The organism is Gammaproteobacteria bacterium, from assembly GCA_035546635.1.
In the GTDB taxonomy this organism is placed as follows: domain Bacteria; phylum Pseudomonadota; class Gammaproteobacteria; order JAURND01; family JAURND01; genus DASZWJ01.
Genome location: DASZWJ010000006.1, coordinates 1 through 16,640 on the forward strand (window position 1 = coordinate 1; position 16,640 = coordinate 16,640).

General features: G+C 44.1%; 12 protein-coding genes. 4 read left to right on the plus strand and 8 right to left on the minus strand.

What is annotated here, in order from left to right:
- Positions 1-297 precede the first annotated feature (297 nt).
- Complete coding sequence (gene recN / locus VHE99_00735) at positions 298-1,968, plus strand: DNA repair protein RecN (GenBank protein HVV67554.1); 1,671 nt, start codon at positions 298-300, stop codon at positions 1,966-1,968.
- 186 nt (positions 1,969-2,154) lie between these two features.
- Positions 2,155-2,469 (plus strand): outer membrane protein assembly factor BamE, encoded by a 315-nt coding sequence (locus tag VHE99_00740; GenBank protein HVV67555.1) that lies wholly within the window; start codon positions 2,155-2,157, stop codon positions 2,467-2,469.
- 81 nt (positions 2,470-2,550) lie between these two features.
- Here the strand turns inward: VHE99_00740 and VHE99_00745 are convergent, their stop codons facing one another.
- Positions 2,551-2,703: a hypothetical protein gene (locus VHE99_00745; GenBank protein HVV67556.1), complete on the minus strand. Its 153-nt coding sequence runs from the start codon at positions 2,701-2,703 to the stop codon at positions 2,551-2,553.
- Between the two features lie 131 nt (positions 2,704-2,834).
- On the opposite strand from VHE99_00745, the gene VHE99_00750 reads away from it, so the two are divergent.
- Positions 2,835-5,717, plus strand: coding sequence for a hypothetical protein (locus tag VHE99_00750; GenBank protein ID HVV67557.1), 2,883 nt, complete (start codon positions 2,835-2,837; stop codon positions 5,715-5,717).
- 99 nt (positions 5,718-5,816) lie between these two features.
- Here the strand turns inward: VHE99_00750 and glmS are convergent, their stop codons facing one another.
- From glmS to VHE99_00780, 6 genes are all read right to left on the minus strand, one after another.
- Positions 5,817-7,649 carry a glutamine--fructose-6-phosphate transaminase (isomerizing) gene (gene glmS, locus VHE99_00755; GenBank protein ID HVV67558.1) on the minus strand — a complete coding sequence of 611 codons (1,833 nt, stop codon included), beginning with the start codon at positions 7,647-7,649 and terminating at the stop codon, positions 5,817-5,819.
- A gap of 409 nt (positions 7,650-8,058) precedes the next feature.
- Positions 8,059-9,576, minus strand: coding sequence for an aldehyde dehydrogenase family protein (locus tag VHE99_00760; protein HVV67559.1), 1,518 nt, complete (start codon positions 9,574-9,576; stop codon positions 8,059-8,061).
- Positions 9,573-10,451 (minus strand): S1/P1 nuclease, encoded by an 879-nt coding sequence (locus VHE99_00765; protein ID HVV67560.1) that lies wholly within the window; start codon positions 10,449-10,451, stop codon positions 9,573-9,575. The genes VHE99_00760 and VHE99_00765 overlap by 4 nt, the downstream gene beginning before the upstream one ends.
- Positions 10,452-10,472: 21 nt before the next feature.
- Positions 10,473-11,330: an Rpn family recombination-promoting nuclease/putative transposase gene (locus VHE99_00770; protein HVV67561.1), complete on the minus strand. Its 858-nt coding sequence runs from the start codon at positions 11,328-11,330 to the stop codon at positions 10,473-10,475.
- A 581-nt stretch (positions 11,331-11,911) separates the two neighbouring features.
- Positions 11,912-12,853, minus strand: coding sequence for a type I pantothenate kinase (gene coaA, locus VHE99_00775; protein ID HVV67562.1), 942 nt, complete (start codon positions 12,851-12,853; stop codon positions 11,912-11,914).
- Complete coding sequence (locus VHE99_00780) at positions 12,850-13,800, minus strand: hypothetical protein (GenBank protein ID HVV67563.1); 951 nt, start codon at positions 13,798-13,800, stop codon at positions 12,850-12,852. The genes coaA and VHE99_00780 overlap by 4 nt, the downstream gene beginning before the upstream one ends.
- 10 nt (positions 13,801-13,810) lie before the next feature.
- On the opposite strand from VHE99_00780, the gene VHE99_00785 reads away from it, so the two are divergent.
- Positions 13,811-14,422 carry a hypothetical protein gene (locus tag VHE99_00785; protein ID HVV67564.1) on the plus strand — a complete coding sequence of 204 codons (612 nt, stop codon included), beginning with the start codon at positions 13,811-13,813 and terminating at the stop codon, positions 14,420-14,422.
- Positions 14,423-14,702: 280 nt separating this feature from the next.
- Here the strand turns inward: VHE99_00785 and VHE99_00790 are convergent, their stop codons facing one another.
- Positions 14,703-16,442: a TolC family outer membrane protein gene (locus tag VHE99_00790; GenBank protein HVV67565.1), complete on the minus strand. Its 1,740-nt coding sequence runs from the start codon at positions 16,440-16,442 to the stop codon at positions 14,703-14,705.
- Positions 16,443-16,640 lie beyond the last annotated feature (198 nt).

Sequence of the window (16,640 nt, forward strand, 5' to 3'; positions counted from 1 at the left end):
GTGCCCGCAGGGCGGATGAGAGGTAAGCTTGCAGTGGCTTTTGCGATAGTAAAGCCAACCCAAACTCACCCCTCATCCGCCCTCACGGGCACCTTCTCCCACAAGGGGAGAAGGAAAAAAGTCATGGCTGTAAGAGGTTGAAAATTTATTTATTCAACAACATCTGCTATGTGATCTATCATAACACCATATAAACCCTACCGAAACTTTCCTTTTCTTTACTAAAAAAGCCGCTATCACACCGCATAGTTAATAGCTATAATCCCTACTCAATTTCCAACTCTTTTTGGCACAGCCATGCTAAAACACCTGCATATCAAACACTTCACCATCATTACCGAACATGAATTAGAGCTATATCCAGGCCTAACCGTGCTCACCGGCGAAACCGGCGCAGGCAAATCGATTCTGCTCGATGCCTTAGGCATCGTGCTTGGTGAACGCGCAGACTCAAGACTAATCCAAAACGGCCATGAGCGCTGCGAAGTTACTGCCACTTTTGAGATCGACAACCTACCAGAAGTCCAACAATGGCTCCTTGATTCAGATTTTGATGATGAAAAAGATTGCCTGATTCGACGCATCATCAACCGCGATGGCCGCTCACGAAATATGATTAATGGACGCCCATGCACCGTTCAACAAGTACGAGAACTTGCGACACTATTAGTGCATATTCACGGTCAAAATCAACATTCTCTATTAGTAAAAACTGACTACCAACGCCAACTACTGGATCATTTTGCCGACCATGATGATTTATACCAATCCGTTCGCACGCTATATAACAACTGGCGACAACTACACCAAGAACAAAGCGCCAGCCAACAAGCCTATAGCGACCAAAGCGCACAGCTGGAATTGTTAAATTTCCAGCTGCAAGAATTTGAACAACTCGGTTTAGGCGAAGGTGAACTTGCCGCGCTCGAACAAGAGCAACAATGCCTAGCACATGCCGAACAGTGGCTGATATCCTGCCGCCAAGTAATGACTTTACTTGCAGAAGATGAACGCAGTGCCGTACTAAACGGTTTATATACCGCAAGCCAACTGTTAAAAAATTTTAATGAGGCCAATGCCAATTTAGCAGCAGCCAATGAATTGCTGCAACAAGCCATTATTCAAGCAGAAGAAGCCACTGCTCTAGTACGTCAATCTTTAAACACCATCGAGCCCGACCCAGAACGCTTAGCGGTCATTGATCAACGTCTGGCTTTAATCCAAGACTTAGCACGCAAACACCGCGTGCCACCTGAGGAGTTACTACAAAAACACCAACAACTGAACCAACAACGGCAACAATTAACTACCCAGGACGAACGCCTAGCTGCTTTAACTCAGCAAATCGCTGAGATTGCCACCCAATACAAAATTGCTGCAGAAAAACTCACCAAAAGCCGCACCAAAGCCGCCCAACAGCTCTCTACTGCAGTCACAGAACAAATGCGCTTGCTGGGGATGCAAAACGGCCAATTTAAAGTGCAGCTATCCCCCCACGATCCAAATAACCTGCACCCTCATGGTAATGAAAGCGTGGAATTTCTAGTCACCGCCAATGCCGGTCAACCCCTGCAACCCATCAACAAAGTCGCCTCCGGCGGTGAGTTGTCGCGCATTTCCCTGGCCATTCAAGTTATCACTGCCACCGCTTTAGCCTCTCCCACCTTAATTTTTGACGAAGTCGATTCCGGCGTCGGCGGCCGCACCGCAGAAATCGTCGGCCAACAATTAAAAAAACTCGGCACCAAAGCCCAAGTATTATGCGTCACCCATCTGCCCCAGGTAGCCGCACAAGCCGACCAGCATTTATACATTCAAAAACAGGAAAAAAATGGCGCGGTGGAAACCATGATTCAACCCTTAACCGCAGTGGAAAAAATCGCTGAAATTGCGCGTATGCTGGGAGGAGTAACTATCACTGAGAAGACCTTAGCCCATGCAAAGGAAATGCTGAGGTTGGAAAGTTAAGTTAAGCGAAGAATGACAGGCCTTATACACTCTTCCACAACCCTATAAAATGAGTTATCATCCCCAATCGTTTCTTGCAACACAGCTTCGTTATTCAGCCAGTTTACATCCCCAACGAACAGATAATCCCCATACCTCACGCAGCTGAATAGCTTCTGGATAATAACAATTCAACTGGATACTCCTATGCGCAAACTCCTCATCACATTTTTATGCCTCACCTGTTGTTTACTCAATGCTTGTTTTCTACGGCCCTATCAACCCAATATTCAACAAGGCAATATTCTAACCCCAAGACAAGTACAACAAGTACACCTCGGCATGAGCAAAGATAGCGTAGCAGAGCTACTAGGAACACCCGTACTCGACAACACCTTCGACGACAATCACTGGCCTTATGTCTATACCTTCCAGCGTAATGGCGGCCCTATCACAAAAAAACAACTGGATTTATATTTCCGTAATGACCGCTTAGTGCGAATAACTGGAAATTACCAATAGTTTCATAGCTACTCTCTTGTTTGAAAAACTGACATTTTTCCACCCCCTTTGAAAAAAGGGGGGCATAGGCCGGAAGCATTGTCATTCCCGCGCAGGCGCATAAGGTCCGGTAAAACTCTGTATCCCCTCTCCCCTTGTGGGAGAGGGGATATAGAGTTTTACCGAACCTAATGCGCGTAGGTGGGAATCTATTTCTTTCTGGCACAAAGCCAAAATTAGGATAGACTCCCACATGGGTTGGTCTCCTATTTAAGCTCTACTAATTAACAATGCTATTTTTGCGAGGGTTTTCTTTGTGCGGTTATTAAACCCGCATGCATGGATGTCTTACCTAATAATAAAAATTCGCAACAGGAGATACAACCATGTCAGAATCAGATAACGAAAACCCAAATTCTCAGGGTTCAGGGGATTCGAAGTCCGAAGTCCCTTCAACTCTGGAAAAACTTCGTAAAAAACCACAAGAAGTTAAGAATCTTCCTGACAAGACTACCTATGGCAAAAGAGACCGCTCAGAGTCAACCCTTTCAGCAATTACAGTTATAAGCGACGACCTTGACGATGAACAGCCCTCCACCCCAACTAGGCATAAAGAAACTACTTCCAACCAGTCTGAAGATAAGACGGATTCCAAAAAAGAAGTAACCTTTAGCACCCTACCAAACTTTTTTGCTGGTTTTACTGCCGAAGAATCTGCCGCTGAAGAAGAATTCGATCATCCCATTAGTCCCCCATCAATGGCTGATAGTCTTCACTCACCTTTACTAGCCTCTTCAACCATGGATTCTTTACCCCCTTCCAGCAGTGCAGACATAAAAACAACGAAAGACAAACCCACAACAGTTAAACAAATCCTTAACTTAACTCATGATGAAATCAATAAATTATTTTTCGATACCATCGAAGAAACCAAAGAAAACCCTAAAGCCAACAAATATTTATCGACTTTATTTGCACTTCTTATAGCTGCAGCACTCAGCGACATCAATTTTTCTCTCTGGCTGCGCGGCCATATCCAAGAAAATCTGATTTTCCTATTCTCAAAGGGCGGCAGCATTAACGACCTAGCACCGGAAGTTGTTGATGGTATTATCATTTTCTCCTGGATACTTGCGTCATTTAACTTGGCAGTAGACTTGCTGGCTGTTAATCCAGCCGAAGGCGCTTTTAAACTATTCAACAGCATATTGGATTGGTTAAATTCACCTTTTGAATTCAGCACTAGAAAGGCATGCCGCTTTATTATTGACGCCTTATTTTTTTACTCTGTCGGCACTTTTATCTCCTCTGCTGCCATGAATGGATTTCCAGAAACCGGCGTCAAACCGCTTGATACCGCTATAGAATCAGTCATTTTATTGCTGCAGATGCTTTATTTTGGCATGTTTTCCTACTTGCAATTTGGAAAACATTTAGATGCCGCAGGTGAGCTGCTTTTTTCTTTGGTCAGTCAAATTCTATCTTGTCTTGTCCGGATACCCGCCCCTGAAGCTAAAACTAAAAAAAGCCCACCAACCTTTGCAACAGCAGAAGAAAAATCAAAACCGTCGAACTTCGAAAAATTCCAGGAAATAGCAACTGTCATATCCATGTGCAGATTTCTAGGCAGTACTTACATCTTTAGAATCATGTCCGCCATGCTGCCATTTATTCAATTGCTGACGGAAAAATTTGGTATGTCAGACGGTATTACTAAAACAAGAATAGCGATTATAACAGCTGTTGTGAGTTTTATTGGGGCAGTGATGATGCGCACCAGACAACCATTACTTAAGACTTATAATAAAGAATTTTCGCAACTCAATCCTGAAGAAATTAGAAAAGCTGAAGTAGGCTGGCGCCAGCACTTTTCAAATAGCATTGTCGCCCTAAGCAGCGGCTGGTCCGTATACACGCTATTTTCTCACAACATGGATAAGAACAAAAAATATAGGATTCCTGTAGCAGTCACAGGAGGCTTGCTATCTACTGCAATCACCGGAAGCGCATTTCACAGAACCTCAAAACGCACAGCAGCATTAGAAGCCAAAAAGAAACAAGCAGCCTTGATAAACGAGTTTGCGACAAAAAATTCACGCTTACAACAGATATTGGTTATGGAGCCTGGAGAACTGTTTGATGAGGTTGTAAAAAAAGTCAAAACCGGCAGCAACTGGGCGAGTAGTTTCACAAACTTTATGGCTAGAGCTTCAAGATTTGTCGCATTTGGAAATTTTATTAATGAATCAGGAAAACCTCTTGGCATTAATATCCCCATAGATTACACCAATCAAGGAGCCGCTACAGTCTATCTTGCCACACCTATTGGCAAGAGTGATTTGGAGGCATTTGATGTAGAATTAAACGGTGAAAAACGTGAAGATGCTGACGGCCACATTCCTTATCTACAGGCAAAATATAGAATTACGGGTGGTGGACGTAATTTTTTATTACATCTTGCAACGCCTAAAGAACATTTCGAATTCCTGCCGACATTTAAAACCTATTGCGAATTAGATCCCGCGTCTCATGAAACTTATGAAAGATTCAAACAGTCCATATCTGAATTAGTACCAATCACAGAACAAAATGAAGATAATTTTATTCTTAAATTGCGAAAACACGCCAAAGCTGAATATGCCAAAACTATTCAAAGATTATCAGATTGGATCAGTCAGCCTGAAATGGACAAATTTATAAAAAGATTAAAAAGAAATCCTGAATTTTTGCCTTACATACAAACTTTTCAATCACCCTCTTCCAAACCAAATTTTGGCTTTATCGGCAAAGATTTTCCCATTTTAAAAACCCTGGAAAATAGGCTATTTCAATCCAAAATGGGTATATTGATTCAAGATAAATGGGAGGACAATCAGAAACCTGAAGATAGAAGAATGATTGATGATAATCAATACGTACAAGTTGGGGATTTTTCAATATCACAAGAAGCTTTAGATCTTATTGAAAGATTTGAAAAACGTTCTACCCTTGGGGTTCAGTCCCCTGTTTCGGAAAGGGAAAAAGACCCTCTTCTAAATAAAACATCTTCTACAATAAACGATTTATCTTCAAGTTCACAAAGATTTTTCCTCTCTTCTGAAAAAAACCAAGAGAGAAATGAAAATTCTACCCCCAACGGCATTGATGACAACTCACTGAGAAAAATGGAGGAAGGCTTAGGAGAATCTAATAACAGCCATGAAGAAGAAACACAAAAGCAAGAGAAATCTACCTCTGGAAGATCACATTGGGGGTGCATTGTCAGCTAATAACTATGCGGTTAGCAAAAGAGTCAATCTTAGCACTGTACTCCTCTTATTGAGAGAGACAGTACTTAAATTAAGATTAACACCTATAGCCAACCCAAATCACTCCACCGTCACCGATTTCGCCAGATTACGCGGTTGGTCTACATCATTGCCTTTAAGCACTGCCGCATGATATGCCAATAACTGCAATGGGATGGTATAGACAATAGGCGCAATAATGTCGCCTGATGCTGGCATAGTAAGCAGCGTCGTTGCTTCCGCTCTGGCAAATTGTTGATCTACATCACCAAAAATAATCAACTGACCACCACGCGCACGCACCTCCTGCAGATTGGATTTTAATTTCTCCAACAAACTATCCTGCGGTGCTACCGCAACCACCAACATACTTTCATCCACCAGCGCCAATGGACCATGTTTTAATTCACCCGCTGGATACGCTTCAGCGTGAATGTAAGATAATTCTTTCAGCTTAAGCGCGCCCTCCATCGCAATCGGGTATTCTATACCACGTCCCAAAAACAGCGCATGCTGTTTTTCCACAAAACGTTTCGCCAAATCAGCAATTGCCTTATCCAGCGTGAGCGCTTGTTGAATATGTACTGCTAGTGATCGCAACTCTCTGACAATTTTGGCTTCCATATCCGCACTTAGTTTGTAACGCCGCCCTAAGGCAACCGTTAACAACAATAAAGCGACTAATTGCGTAGTAAATGCTTTAGTAGATGCCACACCAATTTCCGCCCCAGCTCGGGTTAACAGCGTGAAATCCGCTTCGCGCACAAGCGAACTCTCTGCCACATTACAGATTGCCAATGTACTCGCATAGCCCATTTGTTTCGCCTGACGTAGCGCGGCTAACGTATCTGCCGTTTCTCCCGATTGCGATAACACCACAAATAAACTGTCCGGCTGTACCACAGATTGCCGATAACGAAATTCGCTGGCAATTTCCACCTGACAGGGAATTCCCGCCAATCCTTCTAACCAGTATCGACCTACCATACCCGCATGATAACTCGTGCCACAAGCAGCAATCTGCACATGTTTAATACGGTCAAAACAGGCTCGGGCGTCAATACCAAATGCTGCATCCAACACTTTGGTTTGGGTAATGCGTCCTTCCAAAGTATTATCAACCGCCGTTGGCTGTTCAAAAATTTCCTTCAACATAAAGTTTTGATAACCGCCTCTATCGATACCACTTTTATCCTGCGTAGAAATATGAATTTCGCGATCAACCGGTTGGCCTTTTTCATCGTAAATTTTGACGTTCTCTTGCTGTACATCAGCAATATCACCATCTTTTAAGAACATAAAACGCTCCGTCACCGGCAATAGCGCAAAACTATCCGAGGCTACAAAATTAGCATGTGGCGTCAAACCTACAGCTAACGGCGGTCCATTACGCACTGCGATCAAACGTCCAGGTTCACCCCGATGCAACACTACCAGCGCAAAAGCACCTTCCAATTGCTGTGCTACCAGACGCACTGCCGTTAAAAAATCATGCTGTTTTAAATAATGATGTATGAGATGCGCTGCGACTTCAGTATCAGTTTCTGAAGTGAATTGATAACCTTTTTCTAACAAAGACGATCGAAACTTATCATGATTTTCAATAATGCCATTATGTACAATGGCGATGTCGGCATGAGAAATAATCGGATGAGCATTTTTTTCCAGCGGCGCACCATGGGTTGCCCAACGCGTATGAGCAATACCGGTGTGACCGGAAATGGGATGGGCTTGTAATGCAGCCTGTAATTTAGAGACTTTTCCTTCTACACGAATGCGTTGAATCTCAGAATCCTCAGGATTCAATACTGCAACTCCCGCAGAATCGTAACCGCGATAAGCTAAGCGCTTCAATCCCTCTAAAAGAATGGGCGCCACATCCTGATTTGCTGCTGCTCCTACAATGCCACACATGGTGTTGCCTCCGTATAGTTTTCTCGTAATGGTAAGTAGTTAGTCGTTGGCGCGAAACTTAAAAAAGATATGTCATTCCCGCGAAGGCGGGAACCATCCCTATTCGGCTTTATTTATTTTAATATTAAAAAGTAAAGTTGCCTTATAAAAAAATAATTTTAAATATATACTCTGCCAAGGATCGATGGGTTCCCGCCTTCGCGGGAATGACACCCATTTTTTTGAATTTCGCGCCAGCAACTAGTTACGTTTTTTCAAAAGAAAAAAATTTCTCTTCATATGACTCAACGAGTCTAGTTAAAATTTCCAACTTATCCCCCTGTGGGGGTATTTGGTTTAGCATCAAATAATTCTTCAATTTCAGCCAATGTTTTTAAATAATCTTCGTTTGATTTAATCTGCATAATATCTACACTTCAAACTTTATTCCCTGCGCCAATGGCAATTCCCGTCCCCAATTGATGGTCGAAGTCTGACGACGCATATAAGCTTTCCAAGCATCCGAACCCGCCTCTCTGCCACCACCGGTTTCCTTTTCACCGCCAAATGCACCCCCAATTTCAGCGCCGGAAGTGCCAATATTGACATTGGCAATGCCACAATCGCTGCCTATTGCCGAGAGGAAATATTCTGCGTTTCTTAAATTTTCAGTAAAGATAGCCGAAGATAAACCTTGTGGAACAGCGTTTTGTATTCTAACGGCTTCGGTTAAATCTGCATAAGACATCACATATAAAATCGGCGCAAAGGTTTCACGCTGCACAATCTCCCAGTCAGGTTTTGCACGCACTAAAGTAGGCTCGACAAAATAACCCTCACCAGAAATAATACGACCACCATACAAAATCTCCCCGCCTTGCTCCCTTACTTTCGAAAGTGCAGATTGATAATTTTCTACTGCTGCTTGATCGATCAGCGGACCCATCAGCACATTGGGCTGTAATGGATCACCAATCGGAATTTTTTTATAAGCATGAATGAGTTTAGCGATCAAAGGTTCATATAACGATTGATGCACCAAAAGTCGCCTGAGTGAAGTACAACGCTGACCTGCCGTACCCACCGCGCCAAACACAATAGCCGGAATAGCCAGCTGCAAATCCGCCGATTCATCAATAATAACCGCATTATTCCCGCTCAATTCCAACAAGGACCTGCCCAGACGCTTGGCGACAATTTCATTGACTTTGCGACCCACCGGCACCGAACCCGTAAATGAAATCAACGGTAAACGGGAATCGGCAACAAATTCTGCAGCCAACGTATCATCCTGGGTGATAAATAACGAAAATACGCCCTCATGGCCGGCTCGCGCCATCACACGCTCGCAGATTTTCTGTACGGCAATCGCGCATAAAGGGGTTTTTGGCGACGGCTTCCAGATCACCGTATCGCCACAGATCGCAGCAATAAAAGCGTTCCACGCCCACACCGCCACCGGAAAATTAAATGCTGAAATAACGCCAATTGGGCCCAACGGCTGCCATTGTTCATACATGCGATGCAAAGCGCGCTCTGAATGCATGGTTTTGCCATACAACATCCGCGATTGGCCAACGGCAAAATCGGCCATATCGATCATTTCTTGTACTTCGCCATCACCTTCCTGTTTAATTTTACCCATTTCCAGCGCAACCAAAGAACCCAACGCATCTTTGTTAGCACGCAGTTCTTCACCAATAAGGCGCACCAGCTCACCACGCTGCGGCGCAGGCACTAAACGCCATTTTGCAAAAGCACGCACGGATTCAGCAATGACGGCCGCATAATCTTCATGGCTCGCGGTTTTTACCTTGGCAATCACTGCGCCGGTTGCAGGATTAATTGAAGATAGCATCTGTCCCGAATGCACAGGCAACCATCCAGAAATACCTGTGCTCACCCCTGAGTTTTCTGTGTCTAAATTGAGTTGTTTTAGTAAATTCATTGTGAATCCTTTACCAGTAAGCTATTTAAAAGATTACCCAACCTATAACCGGCCAATGTCAATTGTTCCGCTACAATAGCCGCTGCCTGCACACGATACTGCGCGGAGGGCTTGGTATTCGGTGCTAATTGATACACCTTTTCCTTAGCAATTGCATAGCATTGTGCTGTCCAATCACTGAGGGTCTTATCTTGTGCCTTTTCTGCAAAAACCGCCACAGGGTAGTGCTTTTGCAATTGCCGCGCCAAGCGCAGGACATTTTTATTACTTAGCGGATAGCGCTGACTCAAGGGCACAAGCCATATCGCACCTTCATCCCAAAATGCATGCAAATTGGTGACTCGGTTATCCTGAATCGGAAACAGATTACCGCCTCGGTCCCCTTGGGGAAACTGCCGACTTATCCGGTTGATGCAATGCAATGGCTGGTGAGCATCTCCAACCAAGTGTAGCACATAAGCTAAGCTTCTTGCTTTTTGCGCAGCTGAGGCTTGATCACTGCTCAAAATATTGACATTTTCTTGCAGACTGGAAAGGAGATTGGGAGTGGTTACTGTGATAACAGGGGTGGCGTCGATACGCCAAGGCGTATCAAGATAATGCCAAGAAGCAGATTCACCACCATCGCTTTGCCGCCACTTATCCGGCTCTACCGCCAAATATAAAAACCGCGACAAGGATGGGTAACCTTTATCATTGAACGCAGTTAAATGATCGACTCTACGCTTTACCTCGGGTGTCAGCTGCGAGTAGGCAATAGCGGCAATCACACGATGCCCGGTGGCATCCCAGGAAAAGGCTGGTAAAGAGATGAAAAGCAATGCGATCATGAGCCAACGCAAAAGATCGACATGGTTCTTCCAAAGTGAGCGCATGATTCGTATTTATCCAAAATCTTAATTCAGCAACGCGGCAACTTCATCCAATGATAAATCCAGCAACTTGGCAATTTCTTCTAAAGTCATGCCTTTAGACAACCACTTGCGCGCTAGTAATTGATGAGATGCATGCACACCTTCTGCTCGACCCATCGCTTCCCCGCGTCTTAGCGCATCACTGATTAAGGTTTTCTCCACACTGACTGCATCCCAATAACGATTATAGTCATCCAGTTCAACCGGCGTATAGGCAGCCTCTTCAGCCAATTCCAGTGCTTGCTTAATTTCAGCCACTTCCAACAACTCAGGCGGAACCTGATTAACCTTTTCATTTAGCTCCGAAATAAAACGCAACCATAACACCTGTAATTTTTTTTCCCGATAATTCTTCGCTCGAAATTTAGGCAGCTCGATAAAGATTAATTGTAAATCTTTAATCTCCACTTGTGGCTTCTCAACATTGACGATTTTATAGTGATGGTACCAATGATCTTCGTCAGGATCGAAACTGGTATTAATTAAGCCCAGACCATAAACCGGTTTGAGCAATTCATAATTCTCTCCCTTTTCCAGCTGGTGCACATAGGCTCTGCTGGCATTAAATAATAGACGCTGTTTAAAACTGGCAGCCCATTGAATTTGCATTTCAACGATAAATACCCGGCCTTGCTCGTCCGTGCATTTCACATCGACTACGGTGAATTTAAATGCGGGAATGACTGGAACTTGCTCATTGGCTAAATATTCCAAACTGACAATAAGACCCCCGGCCGGTAAGGGCAATACCGCGTTGAGGAAGCTTTTTAATATTTTTGGATTTTGGCCAAAGATTTTTTTAAACACGATATCTGTTTTAGGATCTAAATAGCGCGGCACAGGCGTCTCCCAGTGACTATCATTTGTTAACACTAGCAAAAAGGATTGAGTGGGGCAATACAGGGAATTTATTAATGGAAACTGGCAATGACGATAGACTGATTAAAGAAACCTTAAACAAGATATTGCTTTCAAGAAATATTAGGCCGATAATACCGCTTGCCTATTTTTTATATATAAATAGGCGCAACCCCCATGTGTTAGGGCACAGAGGGGGGTCACTTCCCGATAAACCACCTTGGAGGTTCATCAGACCATGTCATTTTACACCAAGACGCATCCGTGTCGCATTCCTTTTTGTACTCTTTGCCACTTTTCAAAAGCTATCTTTTGCCCTGGCCGGACGCCTGCAGCAAAACAACGTCGCTCCTTGAGTCAACCCTCAATGCCTGATGTATTCGGGAGGCGGGGCAACACGTTGCCGGCTTTAAAAACTGTGGGTTTAAGAACAATAGGCGGGGTAGATTGACGGAGGGTGGATTGATCGCGGGGCGTAATGCCTCAAAAGTGATACGCCTCGCTGTCGGTCTCATCCCTTGTCAGTTTACCTGCGCTAGCTGAACTTTATTTGAAGATTGTTTCTACAACTTCCGCAAATAAACCTTCTGCACTGAATGATCGCTGGCTTTTTCTAAAATGAGACGCGCACGCCGCTTAATCGGCAGTATATTTTCATGCAGATTACGCTCATTGATTTCCGTCCATATCTTGTCGCAAAACGCTAGAGCCTCTGACTCATCCCATTGCGCAAATTGATAAAAGAATGCTTCCTTGTCATCTCGCGCCTTAGCACGGAAAGTCATAAAGCGGTCTTTATACCACTGTTTAATCACTTGCGTATCGGCATCCACATAAATCGTAAAATCAAAAAAATCGGAAACAAACCACTGCGATTGGCTAGTTTTTCGCAGCTGCGGTACTTGCAGCACATTTAATCCTTCCACAATGACAATATCGGGTCTGTCTACCACCTGAAAAGTATTGGGAATAATATCGTAATGGTGATGCGAATAAACTGGCACATTTAAATTGGCTTTGCCGGCTTTTAAATCAGCAAGAAAGCTAATCAAGGCGCGCAAGTTGTAACTTTCCGGGAAACCTTTACGATTCAATAAATTATGTTTTTCCAAGGTGGCTGTGGAATAGATGAAGCCATCGGTAGTCACCAACACGACGTGCGGATGATTAGGCCAGCGCGACAACAATGCCCGCAGGATACGTGACGTCGTGCTTTTGCCTACGGCCACACTGCCAGCAATGCCGATCAGATACGGTACTTTCGGCTCAGGATGACCGAGAAAACGCGTGGTGACTTTATAAAGATCCTGGGTTGCTGCTACATATAGATTCAATAATCGTGATAATGGCAGGTAAATTTCTATCACTTCTTGTAGCGAAATCGGTTCATTTTGTCCTTTCAGCTCTTCAAGATCGGCTTCGCTCAAGGTCAATGGCGTATCTTGACGAAATTGTTGCCAGGCTTGCCGAGAGAATTGCAAATAAGGAGAATGGAGTTGGCTCATGGATTATTAAAAGTCGGTGTGCGGATTGCGGTGGCGATACTGATGCTCAGCATGGCCGAAAGCGTAAATAAAGCCAATGTGACCATGACCTGTAACTCGGAAGAGTTTGCATGAAAGAGATGAAACGGCGCCGTAATACCGCCTAAATAAATCACCGAAACCCCTAGCAACATAGTACAAGTTGCAACTTTGCCAAAATACTTAGCATAGACACAAAAAATTGCAAAAAATAGGATGGATAAAACCAAGCTGGGTATTCCCGCAGGCACAAAAAAATAAAACAAATGACAGATCACAATAACCACTGCTAAAATCGACCACAATCGCACTTTATGAAAATGACGGTACATAACATAAGGATCAAACACCAGACAAATTAAAGTAACACATAATATCCCATTAATTTGCGCTAGCCACCCCATAAATACCCAAAAGAACAAAAGACCGCTTAGACTTTTTAACACCATTAAGGTAAAAAACACATAACTGTACACAGCGCTGAGCACGGCGATTAAGGCGTAAAACTTCCATAGAACCGCATTGTTATATAGGGGTACGATTGGACCAATGGTGAGAAATGCGAGTTTACGCATCAAGTAAATGTAAATAACAAATATTAAACTTAAAAGAAGACTGATATCCCACGATAGGTGATTAGCCAAATAAGCAATTAGCGTTCCGGCGAAAATACCCAACAACAGGAAGTTCCCGCGCAGAAATATCGCCGCGAGGGCGGCTCCGGTAGTAAGCCACATGGGCGCAAAAAAAGCATTGGCAATAAGAAACTGCTGGCCACCATAAAATAGCAGGGTGCTGATAATAAATTCCAATGCGCGCCGCTTAAATATCAGACGATTGTATTCACTGCGAAATGAATGCAGGGGCAGAACGACATTTTTCTCTGCAAGAGAAGCTTTAAAAAGTGCTAAACGTTTTTCCAACAACATGGGGTTAAATATGTCCTTAATCGCGGATGATGAACTATATCAGGGGTATTTAGCAAAAGTCTATCAGGATACGCAGGCATTTTTCCCGTATTCGCATCACGAAAGGGAATCGCGCGCACAAACCGGGGTCTGCATTGTCTATGGTGAATTACTTTATTACAGCGTGAAGAAAGTTATCAAAGAAATGCAACACTCGCCCTCTGATATTTTTTTAGACTTGGGATCGGGGATTGGTAAGCTGGCTCTGCAAGTGTTTTTGGAATCAGATGTCGCAAAGGTCGTTGGCATTGAGGCGTTACCCATATTAGATGCCCAAGCGCAAAAAGTTGCACAACAGGTGGCCAGCGACTACCCGTTTTTTTGGGAAAACGGTCGAGAATTAACATTTATTTGCAGCGACTTTATGAAGACCTCTTGGATGGATGCGACGATTATTTTTGCTTGTTCGACTTGTTTCACGCCGGAATTATTAGAAATTGTCGGCAATAGAATTAACCAGGAGCCACAAGTACGTCAGGTACTGAGCTTGCGCCCGTTTCCGACGTTGAAAATGCCTTTAAGGAGGGTATTTACTGTAGAGGGTAACTGGGATACGGTTTTGTGTTTTTATTATCAGGTTTGATTGGGGGCTTTTATCTCTCTGGGCAGCACTGCAACCTCCTCTGGCACTGTATTCTCTCTACCGTCTTGACCGAGGAATCTCCTTGCAGGATGGGGGCTTTGTTGAATAAATGAGTTTTCTATAACTCCTCCTTCTCCCCTTGTGGGAGAAGGTGCCCGCTAGGGCATGAGGGGTGCGCTTAGATTGGCTTTTATAGCTACTGCAAACTTACCCCTCATCCGCCCTTCGGCACCTTCTCCCACAAGGGGAGAAGGGAATACAGCGCCTAGGAGTTTGATATCTAACCTGCACTATACTGCTGCGTATGCTTATGTGCATGCGTCAATTTAGAATGCTCCACTTTCTTTTTATGGCTCATTTTTTGATTCGCTACTGGTGTTGTTGTATTAGAGTTGGAGTCAGAGTTGGAATTCACATTGGAATGCGTAGTGGATACTGAAGAACTCGAAGAGCTTTTAGTGCCCTCATCTCCTTTATAATCATAATCCGTATGCCCTGTTGTCGTTGTTGACGTCGTGTCACTACCCGGATACTTAATCGCCGCCGGTGGAGTTTGTTGCGGTTCCCCCAAAGCATCAGGATTATAATTAGAAGGTGGTGCCGGTGTTTTTGGCAAAGTGTCAGAGGCGTATTGAATAGGTTTGGCGTTAAAATTAAATTTAGTAAAATCTATCGGCTTACCTAACCAGCCATTAACCAAATGCATATCGTTAATACTCAAAGTACCTGCCGCTTGCTTGAGAGCCAGGGTGCTGATGATATAACTATATTGATCGACAGCGTACTGTGTCTGAGCGCTGTATAAATTGAATTGCTGCTGCAACACATCCACAATCGTTGCTGTACCTACCGTGTAAGAAGCTTTGGTTGATGACAATGAACTTTCATTAGATCGAATGGATTGCAGGTCGGCATTAATTTTGCTGATGCCAGAAATAACCCCTAAAAACGATTCTCGTGTCTGTGTGGCCACATTACGGTAGGTTTGCTCACGTTGTGCAGCCGCTTCAGCATATTGCCATGCAGCTTGGTTAGTCTGTGCGGTGACAGTGCCGCCGGTAAAGACTGGCAGGGTTGCATTCACAGCAATGGTAGCAAGACGTGTCGTTTGAGGAACCAGGGTATTACCCACGCCTGTCCCAATACCCAATGGGTTGGCAGATTCATTATCATAGGCGTAACTTGCTTGCCCAGTAATGACTGGAAAATGTCCGGCGCGCTGCACTTTCACATTTTGTTGTGCGGCAATCATGGCATAAAAAGCCGACTGCAAGGTGTAATTCTGCCCCACCGCAACAGCCACCCATTCATTGATATCATTCGGTTCAGGCGTTACCAACGGTAAATTAATCTTGATCCCTGCTAAGCGCGTATAAAACACCCCAGTGATAGCACGTAATTCTTCCAGTTTATCCGCTACGGTATTCTGATTGACAATTTCCTGGGCAATCGCTAAATCATAGCTGGCTCGCACCTGCTCTACACCAGTCACGGCGATTAAACCGACTTTATACTGCTCTTGCGTTTGGTGTAATTGCTGCGCTAAAGAGCGCTTGTTAGCTTCTGTCGCCAACAACTCATCATAAGCCTGCAATACACTGAAGTACGCATTGGCTACGCGCACCATTAAATCTTGCAAAGCCGCATTATAGCTGGCAAAGGCTTGTTTAGATTGCGCCCTGGCATTTTGCAGTAATGCCCAGTCTTTATAATTAAAAAGCGCCTGATTGGCTGAGATGTTATATTGAGTTGAGGTATCGTAAAACTTTTGATTCCCTAAAAAATCGATATCTTCGTGTATGCGCGCCAAGTAACCTGTTGCCGTTATTTGCGGCAGCAGCGCACCGCGGGTAATCGGAATGAGCTCATAAGTTGCCAGATATTGTGCTTCAGCGGCCTTGAAGGTCGGGTCATAATTTAAGCCCTGCTGAAAGGCCTGCATTAAATCGACCGCGAAACCAGGCAATGACCAGGAGAATAAGCCTGTTATCAAAACAAAGCTGACTATGCGTTTATTCATAAAAACCTCATTGAACTTCCTGTCTCTTCCCCCCGCCTTTCCTTGTGGAGGGTTGTGCAGACAAATGCCACACACCTTGATAACTGCTCACCTTTGTTTAAAAGGACACGTCGTCCCGTCATCCATGACGGGACGACGTCTAAATAGGGAGTGAGCAATTACAAATTTTGTTACTATACGGTTAGGATGTTGAACTAT

What these genes read in the sequence shown, in the direction of transcription:
- recN (HVV67554.1), top strand. Translation starts at nt 298, where the DNA reads ATGCTAAAACACCTGCATATCAAACACTTCACCATCATTACCGAACAT.
- VHE99_00740 (HVV67555.1), top strand. Translation starts at nt 2,155, where the DNA reads ATGCGCAAACTCCTCATCACATTTTTATGCCTCACCTGTTGTTTACTC.
- VHE99_00745 (HVV67556.1), bottom strand. Translation starts at nt 2,703, where the DNA reads ATGTGGGAGTCTATCCTAATTTTGGCTTTGTGCCAGAAAGAAATAGAT.
- VHE99_00750 (HVV67557.1), top strand. Translation starts at nt 2,835, where the DNA reads ATGTCAGAATCAGATAACGAAAACCCAAATTCTCAGGGTTCAGGGGAT.
- glmS (HVV67558.1), bottom strand. Translation starts at nt 7,649, where the DNA reads ATGTGTGGCATTGTAGGAGCAGCAGCAAATCAGGATGTGGCGCCCATT.
- VHE99_00760 (HVV67559.1), bottom strand. Translation starts at nt 9,576, where the DNA reads ATGAATTTACTAAAACAACTCAATTTAGACACAGAAAACTCAGGGGTG.
- VHE99_00765 (HVV67560.1), bottom strand. Translation starts at nt 10,451, where the DNA reads ATGCGCTCACTTTGGAAGAACCATGTCGATCTTTTGCGTTGGCTCATG.
- coaA (HVV67562.1), bottom strand. Translation starts at nt 12,853, where the DNA reads ATGAGCCAACTCCATTCTCCTTATTTGCAATTCTCTCGGCAAGCCTGG.
- VHE99_00780 (HVV67563.1), bottom strand. Translation starts at nt 13,800, where the DNA reads ATGTTGTTGGAAAAACGTTTAGCACTTTTTAAAGCTTCTCTTGCAGAG.
- VHE99_00785 (HVV67564.1), top strand. Translation starts at nt 13,811, where the DNA reads ATGTCCTTAATCGCGGATGATGAACTATATCAGGGGTATTTAGCAAAA.
- VHE99_00790 (HVV67565.1), bottom strand. Translation starts at nt 16,442, where the DNA reads ATGAATAAACGCATAGTCAGCTTTGTTTTGATAACAGGCTTATTCTCC.